At 72.9% G+C, this 13,374-nt stretch carries 16 protein-coding genes and 1 pseudogene; 6 read left to right on the plus strand and 11 right to left on the minus strand.

The genetic code is table 11. The features are described from left to right. Positions 1 to 11: 11 nt before the first annotated feature. Positions 12 to 470: pseudogene (locus ACZ58N_RS00645) on the minus strand (DUF7919 family protein); the annotation flags it as partial. Between the two features lie 143 nt (positions 471 to 613). On the opposite strand from ACZ58N_RS00645, the gene ACZ58N_RS00650 reads away from it, so the two are divergent. Further along, positions 614 to 1,132, plus strand: coding sequence for a hypothetical protein (locus tag ACZ58N_RS00650; protein WP_471153860.1), 519 nt, complete (start codon positions 614 to 616; stop codon positions 1,130 to 1,132). Between the two features lie 46 nt (positions 1,133 to 1,178). Here ACZ58N_RS00650 and sigJ read toward each other — a convergent pair whose 3' ends face one another. Then, on the minus strand, positions 1,179 to 2,129 hold the full coding sequence (gene sigJ, locus ACZ58N_RS00655; protein ID WP_471153862.1) for an RNA polymerase sigma factor SigJ: 951 nt from the start codon (positions 2,127 to 2,129) through the stop codon (positions 1,179 to 1,181). A 171-nt stretch (positions 2,130 to 2,300) separates the two neighbouring features. Here sigJ and ACZ58N_RS00660 point away from each other — a divergent pair, with 171 nt between their 5' ends. After that, on the plus strand, positions 2,301 to 2,720 hold the full coding sequence (locus ACZ58N_RS00660) for a hypothetical protein (RefSeq protein WP_471153863.1): 420 nt from the start codon (positions 2,301 to 2,303) through the stop codon (positions 2,718 to 2,720). A 452-nt stretch (positions 2,721 to 3,172) separates the two neighbouring features. After that, positions 3,173 to 3,988, plus strand: a complete 816-nt coding sequence (locus ACZ58N_RS00665) for a CAP domain-containing protein (RefSeq protein WP_471153865.1) — start codon at positions 3,173 to 3,175, stop codon at positions 3,986 to 3,988. 76 nt (positions 3,989 to 4,064) lie between these two features. On the opposite strand, the gene ACZ58N_RS00670 is transcribed toward ACZ58N_RS00665, so the two are convergent. From ACZ58N_RS00670 to ACZ58N_RS00685, 4 genes are read right to left on the minus strand one after another with little or no spacing between them, the layout of a single operon-like run. Further along, entirely contained in the window at positions 4,065 to 4,442 is a 378-nt protein-coding gene (locus tag ACZ58N_RS00670) for a DUF4180 domain-containing protein (protein ID WP_471153868.1), read from the minus strand. After that, on the minus strand, positions 4,439 to 4,825 hold the full coding sequence (locus ACZ58N_RS00675) for a DUF6193 family natural product biosynthesis protein (protein WP_471153871.1): 387 nt from the start codon (positions 4,823 to 4,825) through the stop codon (positions 4,439 to 4,441). The genes ACZ58N_RS00670 and ACZ58N_RS00675 overlap by 4 nt, the downstream gene beginning before the upstream one ends. Then, positions 4,822 to 5,367: an NUDIX domain-containing protein gene (locus ACZ58N_RS00680; protein ID WP_471153873.1), complete on the minus strand. Its 546-nt coding sequence runs from the start codon at positions 5,365 to 5,367 to the stop codon at positions 4,822 to 4,824. The genes ACZ58N_RS00675 and ACZ58N_RS00680 overlap by 4 nt, the downstream gene beginning before the upstream one ends. A 27-nt stretch (positions 5,368 to 5,394) precedes the next feature. Continuing rightward, positions 5,395 to 5,949 carry an NUDIX hydrolase gene (locus ACZ58N_RS00685; RefSeq protein ID WP_471153874.1) on the minus strand — a complete coding sequence of 185 codons (555 nt, stop codon included), beginning with the start codon at positions 5,947 to 5,949 and terminating at the stop codon, positions 5,395 to 5,397. Between the two features lie 392 nt (positions 5,950 to 6,341). Between ACZ58N_RS00685 and ACZ58N_RS00690 the strand changes: the two genes are divergently transcribed. Further along, the gene (locus ACZ58N_RS00690; protein ID WP_471153876.1) at positions 6,342 to 7,070 is read left to right on the plus strand and encodes a hypothetical protein; all 729 of its coding nucleotides are present in this window, start codon (positions 6,342 to 6,344) and stop codon (positions 7,068 to 7,070) included. Between the two features lie 45 nt (positions 7,071 to 7,115). Here the strand turns inward: ACZ58N_RS00690 and ACZ58N_RS00695 are convergent, their stop codons facing one another. Genes ACZ58N_RS00695 through ACZ58N_RS00705 form a run of 3 tightly spaced genes read right to left on the minus strand, consistent with a single transcriptional unit; the run spans position 7,116 to position 9,333 of the window. Then, a complete protein-coding gene (locus tag ACZ58N_RS00695) occupies positions 7,116 to 7,667 on the minus strand; it encodes a TetR/AcrR family transcriptional regulator (protein ID WP_471153879.1) in 552 nt (183 codons plus the stop codon). A 9-nt stretch (positions 7,668 to 7,676) separates the two neighbouring features. Continuing rightward, on the minus strand, positions 7,677 to 9,137 hold the full coding sequence (locus tag ACZ58N_RS00700) for an amidase (protein ID WP_471153881.1): 1,461 nt from the start codon (positions 9,135 to 9,137) through the stop codon (positions 7,677 to 7,679). Beyond that, a complete protein-coding gene (locus ACZ58N_RS00705) occupies positions 9,124 to 9,333 on the minus strand; it encodes a hypothetical protein (RefSeq protein ID WP_471153884.1) in 210 nt (69 codons plus the stop codon). Before ACZ58N_RS00705 ends, ACZ58N_RS00700 begins: the two co-directional genes overlap by 14 nt. Before the next feature lie 200 nt (positions 9,334 to 9,533). Here ACZ58N_RS00705 and ACZ58N_RS00710 point away from each other — a divergent pair, with 200 nt between their 5' ends. Continuing rightward, positions 9,534 to 10,466, plus strand: a complete 933-nt coding sequence (locus tag ACZ58N_RS00710) for an MBL fold metallo-hydrolase (RefSeq protein ID WP_471155170.1) — start codon at positions 9,534 to 9,536, stop codon at positions 10,464 to 10,466. Between the two features lie 27 nt (positions 10,467 to 10,493). Here ACZ58N_RS00710 and ACZ58N_RS00715 read toward each other — a convergent pair whose 3' ends face one another. After that, positions 10,494 to 11,423, minus strand: coding sequence for a 2-dehydropantoate 2-reductase (locus tag ACZ58N_RS00715; RefSeq protein ID WP_471153887.1), 930 nt, complete (start codon positions 11,421 to 11,423; stop codon positions 10,494 to 10,496). A gap of 392 nt (positions 11,424 to 11,815) precedes the next feature. Here ACZ58N_RS00715 and ACZ58N_RS00720 point away from each other — a divergent pair, with 392 nt between their 5' ends. Further along, the gene (locus ACZ58N_RS00720; protein ID WP_471153888.1) at positions 11,816 to 12,532 is read left to right on the plus strand and encodes a DUF4232 domain-containing protein; all 717 of its coding nucleotides are present in this window, start codon (positions 11,816 to 11,818) and stop codon (positions 12,530 to 12,532) included. A gap of 58 nt (positions 12,533 to 12,590) precedes the next feature. Here the strand turns inward: ACZ58N_RS00720 and ACZ58N_RS00725 are convergent, their stop codons facing one another. Beyond that, positions 12,591 to 13,304 carry a hypothetical protein gene (locus tag ACZ58N_RS00725; protein ID WP_471153891.1) on the minus strand — a complete coding sequence of 238 codons (714 nt, stop codon included), beginning with the start codon at positions 13,302 to 13,304 and terminating at the stop codon, positions 12,591 to 12,593. Between the last annotated feature and the right edge of the window lie 70 nt (positions 13,305 to 13,374).

Here is a 13,374-nt window from a genome sequence, read left to right on the forward strand (position 1 = left end):
GTCGAGGTCGTTCATTCCTCGTCGGGGTGGCGCAGCACCGCGTCCTCGGGAAGCAGCGGAAACCTGACCCCCGGGATCCGCAGCGGCCGGGTGCCGTACGGGTCGAAGGCCTCGACGGCGTCGGTGAACGGCCGGGGTGGCAGATACCCGTGATCGGCGACGTAGTGGCCGACGAGGTAGGGGGCCGCGAACACGGTGGGGTTGCCGGGGCCGTCCGGGGCGCGGGGGCCGTCCGCCGTACCCGGTACACGGATCTCGCCGGTTCCCTCGCTCGCACACCGGTGTCCCGACCGGGGTTCGTACCAGGGGTGCGAGAGCGGGAGGGCCTCGGGGCACAGGTCGCAGGCGTGCAGCCCCAACATCGCGTTGACCTGGTGGGATTCGAGGATCGTGAGCAGGCGGTCGACGAATCCCGTGGGCGTGGTTCCGCTCGGCCAAGGATGTTCCGCGGACAACCAGCCGATGTTGAGGCGCTCGTACGGGCCGGAAGCACACGTGGCTCACCCCGTCGTCGAGATCGCTGAAGGTGTCTTCGTCGCCCGCGTAGGTGTAGGGACTCAGGTCCTCGTAGAACATGCCGCCATCATCGCCCTGCCGTGCGAAGCTTCGGGCCATGGCGCCTTTCACGGTTCGGGGACTTCCCCTGCCCGCTCCCCTGACGACCCTCATCGACCTCGGCCTCTGGAAGCACCCGGGGGACGCGGTACTGGGAAGGGTCATCCCGTGGTTCGAGGATCCGCTCGTCTTCGTGCGGGACGCGGAGCAGATGACGTTCGCGTCCCGATCGATGGACATGGTCGCCGACGATCCGCACTCCGGGTACTTCCGCCAGGCACGCGGAAGCAGCGGCACCGCCCCGATCGAACTGCCGTGGCTCGACGTCGAAAAAGCGGTGCTGATCGCCATCACCCGCAATCCCGGTGATGACGGCGCCCTGGCGCTCGATTACCGCACCGATCCCTCGGATCCCCGCGTCGTCGGCAGTGATTACCGGACGGATCCCGACGGGTGCCGGTGGCGGGTCGTGGCACCCACGTTCTCGGCGTTCGTCGCGCGCTGCTCCGCCGCGGCGGAGTCCGAGCCCGATGGGACCACCCGGCCGGCGCCGGCGGGGCGGTCCGCACGGGCTTGACGGCCACGCCACGCGGCCCGCAACGGCCGGGTCGCGGCCGTTGCGGTCAGCTTCCTCCCCCAACGGTCCACGGGCGGAGCTTCTCCGGGTTGCGGACGGCCCAGATCTGGGTGATCCGGCCCTCGGCGAGGCTGAAGGCCGCGACGGTGACCGTGGTCCCGGCATGTTGGGCGACCAGGCCGGGCCGGCCGTTGACCGTGCGTTCCAGGAGTGTCAGTCCGGGGGCCTTGTCGGCGATGTGGATGAGGTAGGCGGCGATGTTCTCGCCGCCCCGGACCGGGTGGAGGACGGTGCCGACCATTCCCCCGCCGTCGGCGGTCATGGTGGCGTCGGGGTCGAGGAGCCCTACGAGGGCCTCGATGTCCTTGGCCTCCCAGGCCTCCTTGAAGTTCCGCACCAGACCGGCCTGTCCGGCCGGCGCGGCCGTCGGCGCCTGCGCGGCGCGTATGCGGCGGCGGGCGGAGGAGGCCAGTTGGCGGCAGGCCGCCGGCGTCCGACCGACGATGGCCGCGACCTCGGGAAACGGGTACCGGAAGACGTCGTGCAGGACGAAGGCCACGCGTTCGGCGGGCGTCATCGCTTCGAGTACGACGAGGAAGGCCATGTTCACCGACTCGTCCAGGGTGACCCGGTCGGCGGGGTCGACGGACCGGGTCGCGCCACCGGCCGACCCGCTGATCCACTCCCCGCGGTCGGGCAGCGGCTCGGGAATCCAGGCACCGACGTAGCTCTCGCGCCGAACCCGCGCCGAGCGCAGCAGGTCCAGGCAGATGCGTCCGGCGACCGTGGTCAGCCAGGCCCCGGGCACCTTGATGGCCTCCCGCTGTTCCCGTGACATCGCGTACCAGCGGGCGTAGGTCTCCTGTACGGCGTCCTCGGCCTCGGCCAGCGAACCGAGCAGCCGGTAGGCGAGGTTGATCAGCTGCCGCCGCTCGCCGACGACCGCGCTCAGGTCGGGCTCCGACCGCTCGTGCCGTTCCTCGGATGGGGTGCTCATGGTGGCGGCATCTCCTCGGTTCCTCTCGTCCGGTTCCGTTCCCGCCACTTCGACGGAACACCGCACCGGATGGGGAAGCCGGCGGTTCGCCTCACATTCGACGGGTCCGTCTCGTCGGGTGATCAGGACAGTACAGATCCACCGCCGCGAGGCAGAAGAGGGGACCACATCATGGCCACCACCCGGACGACGACGACAGCACGACACCACCGCCTCGCGACGTTCCTGCGCGTCTCGATCGCCCTGCAGACCGCGGCCCTCTTCTTCCAGGCGGTCACCGCGGGAATGTTGCTGTCCTCCTCCCTCGGCGGGGTACTGCACGACGTCGGATCACGCGTGATGTACGGGGCCTCGATGTTGTACGTGCTCGCCGCGGTCCTCGCCTGGCGGCCGGGCGGCGGATCGCCCCGCCCCGTCCTCTACGCGTCGGGCTTCCTCGTACTGGCCTCGGTCCAGGTGGTGCTGGGCATCGCCCACGTCCCGTCGGTCCACGTGCCGCTCGGCATTCTGATGTTCGGCCTGAGCCTGCTGGCACTGGGCTGGACCGTGGCCCCCCACCTGCCGCGGCGCTCGGCCGAGGCCCGGGCGTAGCCGCGGCGCCCGCCACGGGCCGGGCGGCCACGCCCGCCCGGGCGGTGGTTCCCCGGCGGGCCCCGCCAAACAGTGACATGCGCCACAGGACTCTCCTGGATCACGGAACCATTACGACCGTTTGGCGGCCCCTGACATGTCACCATTTGCGCGCCGACGGTCGACATTCCCCTCTCCACCGAAATGACCATCTCGAATGGTGGGACGGATATGAGCAACATCCCTTGTCCGGGCACATTCTGATGGTCCGTCACTGATCTCGACCAGGACTCGGCCCGTGCGACAGGCACGATCGTCCGGTCATTTCAAGCCCGGTGAGCACCGCTGCCGCTCGGGTCGACGGCGGGACTTGCCGGCCCGTTGGGGGGCTTCTAAGAATGGCGGCTCGCCCGGCGCTCCCGCAGCAAGGGGCGCAGGACGCTTCGCAGAAACCAAGTGAGGTCAGGTCACGTATGCAGAAGCACCGCAAGACGACGCACTACAGGAAGATATCGATCGCCGCCGTGACGCTCGGCGTCGTGGGCATACCCACTGCCGCCATGGCATGCCTGGACACGGACGGGAACACCTCCCGCGCCTCCCAGAAGCCCTCCGCGCGCCCTTCCTACAGCGCTTCGATACCCGACGTGCCCCTCCCCGGCGTTGCTTCCCCGACCGAGTCGACGCAGAGCCCGACCCCCGCTCCGACGGGTTCGACCGGTGCGGGTGACAACGGGACGACCGTGCCCGTCGCGCAGACCTCACCGGCTCCCTCGCAGACGCAGCCGAGCACCAGTCCCGCTCAGTCCCCGACGGCGACGAAGCCGCAGGTGCCGGCCAAGCCGACGAAGCCGGCCCCGGCCGGGCCGACGGCCCCGCCCGCCGGGCAGAAGCCGCCCACCGCCCCCGGATCCGGTCCGACGGCCCAGGTGGTGGCCCTGGTCAACCAGGAGCGCGCCAAGGCCGGGTGCTCGGCCCTCACGGTCAACGACAAGCTGACGGCGGCCGCGCAGAACCACAGCCAGGACATGGCCTCCCACAGCAACATGTCGCACACCGGCTCCGACGGTTCGGACCCGGGCCAACGCATCACCCGCGCCGGATACGGCTGGAGCACGTACGGCGAGAACGTCGCCTACGGGTACAACTCGCCCGAACAGGTCATGAACGGCTGGATGAACAGCCCCGGCCACAAGAAGAACATCCTGAACTGCGCGTTCGAGGAGATCGGCGTCGGCCTCGCCCAGCCGAACTCCTACTGGACGCAGGCCTTCGGCACCTCGCGCTGACCTTCCCCACGGGTCGCACCACCCATCGCCCGGGACGGGGGCGCCGACGCGCGTCCCCGCCCCGGGCGATCGGCGTTCAGGCGGTGGCGGGCCCGTCCCCCAGGCGCTCCCGGAGCTCCTCGGCGTCCGCGAGGAACCAGGTCTGACGCCCCCGGTTGCACTCGCGGACGAAGTCGCGCAGCGCCGAACCGGCCTCGGTGTGGCGGGTGATGTCGCCGAGGACGACGAGCCCCATGCCGTAGTTGGCGAACTTCTGGACGATGTCCCCGGCGACGCGGCTGCTCAGCCGGAAGAACTCCTCGTCGAGGCGTTCCGCCGGGATGACGACCCACCGCGCGCCCTGATAGCCCGCGTTGCCGATGAGGTCCAGGGCATCGGCTTCGCAGCGGATGGCGTCACCGTCGGGTGCGCACGTGAACACGGGTACGTCGTGGATGGTCAGCAAGGTGCTCATGGAGTCCGAGGGTAGTCGCGCGGCTCCCCGGGGGCCGGCCGTTTTGCACCCCGCCCCAGTGCGACCGGGGCGAGGCGCGGCGGGAGACGGCGCACGGCAGCCGCCACCGCCTCGGCCGCCGTGGTGAACACGGGGTCGTCCCCGTTCGGGAGCCCCTCGGCCACCGAGTACCGGCCGACGCCGTGGACCACCAGACCGGCGCCGACGGCGGCGAGGCCGGGGCGCGTCCTGGTCGAGAAGCGCAGCGTCCAGTGGCTGGTGAACGGGTGCAGCCGTCGCAACACCGGTTCGGCGCGGGCCGCCTCTACGAGGGCCTGCTCGATCCCGCCCGACGCGTCGCTCGCGCGTACGAGCCCGATCCCGATGGCCGGGCTCCGGGTCACACCCAGGTGTAGTTCTCGTCGGTGACGGCCCCGAGGGCCGCGTCGGTGACGCCGGCGCGCGGGCCGGTCAGCGCCGCGAGGGCGGGGCCGATGGGCGGGAAGATCGGGAGGTCCGCGGTCTCGCGGTAGTCGACCCACTTGACGGTCCCGAGTTCGCGGCTGCCGTCGGGAAGCTCGTCCCATTCCTGCTCGGCCAGGCCGGCGCGGACCTCCGGGGTGATGTGGAGGCGGTGGATCAGGTGGAGCTTGCGCGGCGCCGGCGTGGGACCGGGGCGGCTGACGCGCTGGTCGACGACCCACAGGAGGTCACCGCCCTCGGCCCGGTCCACATCGAGTTCGAGCTCCTCCGCGAGTTCGCGGCGCAGGGCCTCCTCGAAGCCTTCGCCGTCCTCGACGTTGCCGCCGGGCGGCGTGTAGTGGGTCGCGCCGTCCCGGTCGCGGCGGATGAGGGCGACGTCTCCGCCGCAGAAGACCAGGGCCCCGACCCGGACCTTGATCCGGGAGAACGGGGTGGCCGTCGAGGTTCCTGCAGTGTTCGTCATGCCGGCCAGTATCGCGGGCGGGCCCGGCTATCGGACCGTCCCGCTGTCGGCCTCCGGCCGGTCCGGCGTCCACGGCCCGGCCGTCGTGGCCGGGATGACGACCGGCGCGTCCTGCGGGCCGTCGGGCCAGAGCCACAGGGCGCCGGGCGGGGCGGTACCCGTCAGGCAGGCGATGAGCGGCTCCCTGCGCCGGCGGGACGGATGTGCGGCCAGTCGGGTCCGGGCCTCGTCCAGGGGCACCCAGGCCGCCTCCAGCACCTCGGCGTCCGGGTCGACGGGGCCCAGCGTTCCCGTCGGCCGCTCAGCGCGGAAGGTGATGACGGTCCAGGTCCCGTTCCAGCCCGGGTCGCCCGTCACGGCGTGCTGCGAGACGCAGGCCAGGCTCGTCGGCCCGGTGACGGTCAGCCCGGTCTCCTCGTGCACCTCCCGCACCATGGCGTCGTGAGCGAGTTCGCCCGGCTCGACGACCCCGCCGGGCAGGACCCATTGTTCCGGTCCGACCGGCGGACGTTCGCGAACCATCAGGAGGCACCCGTCCTGCTCGACGACGGCCGACACGATGGTTCTGGACGTTCCCGACATCTCCCCTGCCCCTCCCCGCACGGTCAACGACGCGGGCGTCGGCGCGTCAATCCGTCCCGGGACCAGGTCCTTGCGACGGTTGACGGGGCGAACTTCCGCTGCGCACAAATGAATCCACGACCGGACAGGCGCGTGCTCGTGCGCCTTCCGACCCCGCGAAGCTTAGTCGGACGGCTGGTCGGCACCCGCCGTCCGGGCTCGTTCGCAGGCCTCGTCCCGCCCCGGAGCGCCCGCCGCAGCCGGTGTCCGTACGCGACCGCCCACCGGTCGGGTGACAGCGCGCTCGTGCCGCGCCGGAGGGGCGGGTCGCGGCGCGATCATCGGACGTCGCATCCTTGGAGCGAACGACTTCGCGTTCCCGCGCGACGCACCCGAGCATTGAGGAGCATCCGATGAACACCGCCGGAGCAGGTCCGCAGCTGCCGGACGCGGCCAGCGTCGCCAACGCGAAGACGACGCTCCTCCAGCTCCTCGCCCGTGCGGGCGTCTTCACCGGCGACGCGGAGGAGCTGATCGGGGTCGTCGAGGCCGGCGCCCTGGCCCGCGCGTACGAGGAGCTCACGGGTGGTGGGCCGGGCGTTGGGGGACCCGCCGCCGGACCGGGTGGGTCCGGCCGGTCCGGCGGTGTCGACCTGGTCCACGAGCTCGGTGGGATCGCCGAGCGGGCCCTGCGGCAGGCCGTGGGCTCCGACGCGCCGGTCTCCGTTCCCGAGGACCGGCCGCGGGTGCGCAGGATGGAGGTGGAGCGGGCCCAGGTCGCGGTGAGCCCGCTCTACCTGTCGCTCACCTCCGTGTCCGATTTCGATCCCGAGGTCACCACGGAGGTGCTCTCCGCCGTCCTCGGCACGATGGGTTACAGACAGCGGGCGATGTACGCGGGGCAGCTCACGGAATTCGGTTCCGACCACCGGGCCCGGCTGGAGCGGCTGTACGCGGAGTACGGACCCGGCAGCGCCATCTCGATCCACGGCCGCTACTCCTTGATCCACTCCCCCACCAGCCTCGCCGTGCTGGAGCGGCTCGTGACGGCCCCGTCCGCGCTGCGGGAGGAGTGGGACGCGGCCGAGCTCCCGCCCGTGTGGCTGGACGGCCTGCTGACGGCGTGGGACGCCTCGGCCTGACCGGCGCCGAGGGCCGAGGGCCGAGGGGGCCGGCCCCGTGCCCGCCTACTTCAGGCAGTCGTCCACGAGGCGGCGCGCGTACGCGGCGTCCAAGGGGCTCGGCCGGAACAGGATGCGGTACATGATCGGTGCCACGACGGCGTCGAGGACCGCTTCGACGTCGGGGGCCGGCTCGCCGCGGGTCGCCGCCCGTTCCAGGATGACCTCGATCGAGCGGGCGGCGTACGCGGAGCACAGGCCGGCGTTGCTGCCGTCCGGGTCGCCCACGAGGGTGTCCCGGATGTAAGCGCGGCCGATGTCCGAGGCCATTTCCTCGACGAACTGCTCGCCCCAGGCCCGCATGTCGGTGGCCAGGTCACCGAGGTCGGCCGGTTCCGCGTCGGGCCGCAGGTGTTCGACGGCGACGTCCGAGAGGAGTTCCTGGAGGTCTCCCCAGCGGCGGTAGATCGTCGACGGGGTGACACCGGCCCGGCCGGCGATGAGCGGAACGGTGAGTGCGCCGCGGCCCACCTCGGCCTCCAACTCCTGCACGGCGGTGTGCACCGCCTGCTGGACGCGGGCGCTGCGCCCGCCGGGACGGGCCATGGGTCTGGGCATGCGCCCACCCTAGAGCACGGCCCGAGGGCCGACGGGAGCGTCGGCGTGCTCCGTGGGCACCGGGGGGTGACCGGCCGGTGCGAGGGCGCGGACGGGTTCGGTGAGCTCGTACGCGTGCCCCGTCCGGAACAGGACGGCCTCGCAGAGCGGTCGCCCCATGAGCTGCATGCCGATCGGCAGTCCGGCCGGGTCGTGTCCGACCGGCACGGTCAACGCCGGGATTCCGGTGATGTTGGCCGCCGCCGCAAGGCGCACGTAGCTGTCGGAGACGGTCTCGGCGGTGCCGTCGGGCCAGGTGAAGGTCTCCTGTCCGACCGCTGCGGCGGTCGCCGGGACGGTGGGCGCGGCGATGACGTCGACGGTTCGCAGCAGGTCGAGCCATGCCCGGCGCATGAGGGTCCGGGCCCGCCGGGCCCGCAGGTGGTCGCCGGCGGGCATGAGTTCGCCGGCCTCCAGCAGGATCCGGACCTCGGGCGTGTAGAGCTCCGGCACGGTCCTGAGCGTCCGCTCGTGGTAGGCCGTGGCTTCCGGAACCATCAGGCCCCATTGGGTGGCCCGGATGTAGCGCGCCATCGGGATCTCGACGTCGACGAGTTCGGCCCCCAGGTCGGCGAGGCGGTCGACGGCCCGCCGGACGGCGGATTCGACCTCGGGGGTGACGTGGTCGAAGTAGTGGTTGCCCGGTACGCCGACCCGCAGTCCGGTGAGGTCTTCGGCGTCGTCGCGGCCGCCGGCCCGCCACGGGTCGGTGGGGGTCACGGACAGGGAGGCGGGGTCGCGGGGGTCGTACCCGGCCAGGGCCGTGAGGACGAGCGCGGCGTCCTCGACTGTCCGTGTGAGGGGGCCGACGTGGTCGAGCGACCAGGACAGGGGCGTCACCCCGTGGCGCGGGACGAGCCCGTACGTCGGCTTGAGGCCGACGACGCCGTTCAGGGCGGCCGGTACGCGGATCGACCCGCCGGTGTCGGTGCCCAACGCGAACGTCGCCGACCCGGCGGCGACGGCGACGGCCGAACCGCCGCTGGACCCGCCGGCGATGCGTCCCGCGTCCCGGGCGTTCCTCGTTCCGGGCGTGGTGAGGCCGTACGCGAACTCGTGGGTGTGCGTCTTCCCGACGAGAGCCGCGCCCGCCGCGTCCAGGCGCGCGGCGACCGCGCTGTCGGTGGCCGCCCGGTGGCCCTCCCGTACGCGGGAACTCGCGCTGGTCGTCACGCCCTTCGTGTCGATCAGGTCCTTCAGACCCATGGGGATCCCCTGGAGGGGGCCCGTGTCGCGGCCCGCCGCGAGGTCGGTTTCGGCCCGGCGCGCGGAGTGCCGGGCCCGCTCGGCGGTCACGGTCACGTACGCCCGCAGGAGGGGTTCGGTGGCGTCGATCCGGTCGAGTACGGAGTCGACCAGTTCGGTGGGTGACAGGTGCCCGGCCCGGATCTCCCGGGCGGAGGCCGCCAGGGAGAGTTCATACGGCTGCATCGTGCTCCCCCCTCCCCTGGTGGTGGCCGGTCGCCGGGTGCGTTGCGCCGAAGTCGAGTTCCCGCAGGACCGAGACGACGGAGTGGATGTGGTTGGCGGTGGCCGCGACGGCCGCGTGGCGGTCGTCCGGGAGCGGGAGCCCGGCGCGGGCGGCCCACCGGGCCGCCTCCGGGGGCGTGAGTTCGGCGGCGGACATGGGCGCTCATTCCTGATCGGTGAGGCGGGCGGGGGGAGTTGCGCCCCTCGGGCAACCGGAAGCCGATGGTTTGCCTGGGGTGACCGTAGGGGCTACGTTCCCTTAATGCAATCCCGTAGCTTTAACTCCGGGGGGAACACCCCCACCGAGCCCAGTGCCGAGGAAACCGCGCCATGAACACGACCCGCACGAGCAACGCGATGAGGACGACGAGTACGCCGGGCACGCCTGCGGCCGGCATCGACCGCACCGGCGTCCCCCACTGGTCCGTGGGGGACGTGACCGTCCATCGGGTGGACGAGGTCCCCCTCGCCCCTCCGACCGGGCGCTGGCTGCTGCCCGCCGCCACCCCGGCCGTCGTCGCCCAACAGGATTGGCTGCGACCCGACTTCGCCGACCCGGACGGCGTCCTACGCCTGTCCAGCCACAGCTTCGCGTTCTCCGTCGGCGGGCTGCGCGTGCTGGTCGACACCGGAATCGGCAACGGCAAGGAGCGGGCGAACCCCGCGTGGCACGACCTCCGTACCGACTACCTCCAGCGCCTCACGGCCGCGGGCCACCCGCCGGAATCCGTCGACCTGGTGATCCTGACCCACCTCCACACCGACCACGTCGGTTGGAACACCCGCGAGGTGGACGGCGCGTGGGTCCCCACGTTCGCCAACGCCCGCTACCTCACCTCACGGACCGAGCGGGAGTTCTGGGCCGCGTACCCCATGGACGGTCCCCGCCTGCAGATGTTCCGCGACTCCGTCCACCCGATCGAGGACGCGGGACTGCTCGACCTCGTCGACGTCCCGGCGGAGGGCCTCGACATCGTCCCCGGCCTGCGTCTGGTCCCCACCCCCGGACACACGCCCGGCCACCTCGCGGTCCGGCTCGACAGCCGCGGCGCCACGGCCCTGATCACCGGCGACTGCGTCCACCATCCCGTCCAGTTGCCGCACCCGGACATCGGCAGTTGCGTCGACGTCGACCCCGTGCGCTCCGAGGAGACGCGCCGGGCCCTGCTCGCGTCCCTCGCCGGTACCGACACCCTCCTCCTGGGCTCCCATTTCCCGCCGCCCACCGCGGGCACCGTCGGTGCCCACGGGGACCACTACCGACTGAGCCCCGTCCCGGCGCAGCACTGACGGAGCGCGCCGGGGCGGGCGGGCCCGTCAGCCGCGCCGCGCCAGGAGGCGCTGCTCGTGAACGCGCAGGTGCAGCGCGGCCAGGTCGAGCAGGGGCGTGGCCACGCCCGCGGCGCGGGCCCGGACGGTGAGGTCGGTGAGGACGTGGTCGGCCTCGGTGGGACGGCCCGCGACGAGGTCGCGGTAGAGCGACGGGGTCAACGGCGAGCCGGGCGCGGTGAGCACGCCCTCGGTGGAGGCGCGCTCGGCCTCCGGTAGGGGATGCCCGGTGGCCGCGGCCACCGCTGCCGCCTCGGCCAGCAGGGCGGGACCCAACTCGGGCCCGCCGGCGGCCGCGTTGACCTCGCCGACGGTGCCGCGCATCAGGCACGTCAGCGAGATGAGGGTCGAGATGAAGACCCACTTGTGCCACATCGCGCCGACCACGTCGTCGGTGGCGGGCGAGTCGATTCCCGCTCCGGTCAGGGCGGCGCGTACGGCGTCCACCCGGGCGGAGGCACGGCCGTCGAGTTCGCCGGTCTGGATCACTGCGGGCGGGGCCATGCGGAGGATGTCGCCGTGGTCGTTCAGGGCGGTGACGACTTTCGCAACGCCTCCGAGGACAGCCGCGGACCCGAAGCGTTCGACGAGCACGTCGAGGTGGGCCATGCCGTTGAGCAGGGGGACGATGGCCGTTCCCGGCCCCACGGCGGGGGCGAGGTCGGCCAGGGCCGGCTCCAGCGCCGTCGACTTCACGGACAGCAGCACCAGGTCGTAGTCCTTGCCCGGCGCCTCGGCCGTCACCAACCGGGGGGTCAGACGCAGGCTTTCCCCCTGTCCCTCGACCCGCAGGCCACGGGCCCGCAGGGCGGTGGCGCGGGCGGGCCGGACGAGGAAGGAGACGTCATGGCCCGCTCGATCGAGGCGGGCGCCGAAGAAGCCGCCGACGGCGCCGGCGCCGACCGTGAGGATCCTCATGAGGGAGTGCCTTTCGTGGCAGGGGCAGGAGTGGGGAGGGTGGGAGGGAGCGGGGTCCCGTACCTCGACCGGGGCGCCGCGGCGCTCGCAGCGGCCGTCCCCGCGGGGGCGGCGCCGCCGATGCCCTCCGTCGAGCGGGCGCGGCCTTGGCCGTGGTGGTCGCGGGGCAGCGTCATGCGCCGACCCTAAGGGGTGTCCCGCGGTCCCCGGCCGGTGCACGACGCCGGGGAGCGGGACACCCCTTGGATCACATGGTTCGGGGAGTGGACTCTTCATGACGGTGTCACGAATCCGCCACAGGGAGGTCGTGGCGCGAACCGGATGTCGGCGCGGGTCGTGTCCGTCGGCGCGAGAGCCGGTGCGGGACCGGCCCGTGAGCCTCGGGAGCACCCATGCGGTACACAGCGGCCGTCCGACGCGGCACGGTGGTTCTGGCGGTGGCCGCGGCGGCCACCGCCCTGGTCACGGGTTGTACGCCGACCGGCGAGGACGGCTCGGTCGCGAGCCCGTCGTCACCGCCCGCGACGTCCGGCCCGGCGAAGCCCTCGGGCGCCGCCACACCGACGGGCCCGGGATCCGGCGGGGCGCCATCCGGGAGTTCGGCTTCCGGCGGTGGTGGCACGGGGACGCCGAGCCCGTCGGGCTCGGCTCCGGCGGCCGGGGCCAAGGCCTGCGCGAGTGGCGGCGTCAAGGTGTCGGAGGGCCACCAGGCCGACGTCCGGCCGCCCGGAACGGGCACGGGGGCCGCCGTCCTCTCGGTCACGAACACCTCGTCGCAGCCCTGCGCGCTGACCGGTTTCCCCACCGTCGCGGGCGCCGGCAACGGCTCCCCCGACAAGAACCGTCCCCTGGTCGTCACCCGCAGCGGGGCGGCGGGACCGGTCACCCTGGCCCCGGGGGGACGCGCCTGGACGAAGCTCACCTTCGTCCAGGTACAGGGCGAGGCGGACGGCTACTGCGCGTCCGGTGCCACTCCGTCCAGCTTCCCCACGCTCGTCATCGGGGTGCCTGGCGCGGGCGCGCACCAGATCGCCATGGACGACGGGGTGTTCGCCGAGTGCGACGACAAGGTGACCGTCACGGCGTTCTCCGCCACCAAGCCCTCCTGATCCCGCGCGCGCCGGGTCCGGACGGGGTGCGGCCCTCCGTCCCGACCCGGTGCTCGGGTCAGCCGGTGAAGATCCAGCCGAGCTGACCTCCGGAGGCCTGGCCCTCGCAGTTGGTCTGGTTGGACTCGAAGAACTCCCGGTGCTTGCCCACCATGCAGCGCATCAGGGGCGCGGTGCTCACGTCGGCCGGCCGACCCGGGTGGAACCAGCCGAGACGCGAAACGTACGTCTGGCCCTCGCAGTTGACGTCGGCCGACAGGAAGTTGTCCTTGCGGACGACGCAGTGGTAGAGCGGCACCGTGCCCTCGCGGGCGCTGGTGTGGAGCAGGCCGAGGCTGCCCTCGACCTGGTAGCCGGGGGGAACGTTCCAGACGGTGCTGATGTGTTCGCCGTTGGGACCGATGAGGCGGTTGAGGCTACGGGTGGGGGCGGTGACCGCGGGCTCACCGCTGCAGGTGGCCTTGATCATGGCTTGGTAGTAGTTCCCGGTCACGTGCGTGTAGAGCGGGCCCTCCGTCACCCGGCACTGGGAGCCGGCGAATCCGGCGTCGGCCGCCTGCCGGCCCAGATGGTCGTAGGCAGCCGCCGCGGCGATGTTCTGCGGCCCGCCGCCGATGCCGGTCAGGTACACCACGACGGGTCCGACGTTGGCGACCGCCGGTGCCGGGGCGGGAGCGGGGGCGGCGCCGGCCGGTGCGGCGGCGGTCACGGCGGCCGCGAGGGCGACGGAGAGGGCGAGGAGGGTCGTACGCGGGCGAGGTGTGCGGCGCAAGGCTGAACTCCTGGTCGTCGGCCGCGGCGGCCCGTGGGCCGCCGCGGGGTGGAGCGACAGTGCGTACCGC

The sequence above is a fragment of the Streptomyces sp. NPDC040432 genome (assembly GCF_055595445.1).

Excerpts from the sequence above, each read along its gene's own strand:
- ACZ58N_RS00650 (WP_471153860.1), top strand. The coding sequence starts at position 614 with ATGGCGCCTTTCACGGTTCGGGGACTTCCCCTGCCCGCTCCCCTGACG.
- sigJ (WP_471153862.1), bottom strand. The coding sequence starts at position 2,129 with ATGAGCACCCCATCCGAGGAACGGCACGAGCGGTCGGAGCCCGACCTG.
- ACZ58N_RS00660 (WP_471153863.1), top strand. The coding sequence starts at position 2,301 with ATGGCCACCACCCGGACGACGACGACAGCACGACACCACCGCCTCGCG.
- ACZ58N_RS00665 (WP_471153865.1), top strand. The coding sequence starts at position 3,173 with ATGCAGAAGCACCGCAAGACGACGCACTACAGGAAGATATCGATCGCC.
- ACZ58N_RS00670 (WP_471153868.1), bottom strand. The coding sequence starts at position 4,442 with ATGAGCACCTTGCTGACCATCCACGACGTACCCGTGTTCACGTGCGCA.
- ACZ58N_RS00680 (WP_471153873.1), bottom strand. The coding sequence starts at position 5,367 with ATGACGAACACTGCAGGAACCTCGACGGCCACCCCGTTCTCCCGGATC.
- ACZ58N_RS00685 (WP_471153874.1), bottom strand. The coding sequence starts at position 5,949 with ATGTCGGGAACGTCCAGAACCATCGTGTCGGCCGTCGTCGAGCAGGAC.
- ACZ58N_RS00690 (WP_471153876.1), top strand. The coding sequence starts at position 6,342 with ATGAACACCGCCGGAGCAGGTCCGCAGCTGCCGGACGCGGCCAGCGTC.
- ACZ58N_RS00695 (WP_471153879.1), bottom strand. The coding sequence starts at position 7,667 with ATGCCCAGACCCATGGCCCGTCCCGGCGGGCGCAGCGCCCGCGTCCAG.
- ACZ58N_RS00700 (WP_471153881.1), bottom strand. The coding sequence starts at position 9,137 with ATGCAGCCGTATGAACTCTCCCTGGCGGCCTCCGCCCGGGAGATCCGG.
- ACZ58N_RS00705 (WP_471153884.1), bottom strand. The coding sequence starts at position 9,333 with ATGTCCGCCGCCGAACTCACGCCCCCGGAGGCGGCCCGGTGGGCCGCC.
- ACZ58N_RS00710 (WP_471155170.1), top strand. The coding sequence starts at position 9,534 with ATGAGGACGACGAGTACGCCGGGCACGCCTGCGGCCGGCATCGACCGC.
- ACZ58N_RS00715 (WP_471153887.1), bottom strand. The coding sequence starts at position 11,423 with ATGAGGATCCTCACGGTCGGCGCCGGCGCCGTCGGCGGCTTCTTCGGC.
- ACZ58N_RS00720 (WP_471153888.1), top strand. The coding sequence starts at position 11,816 with ATGCGGTACACAGCGGCCGTCCGACGCGGCACGGTGGTTCTGGCGGTG.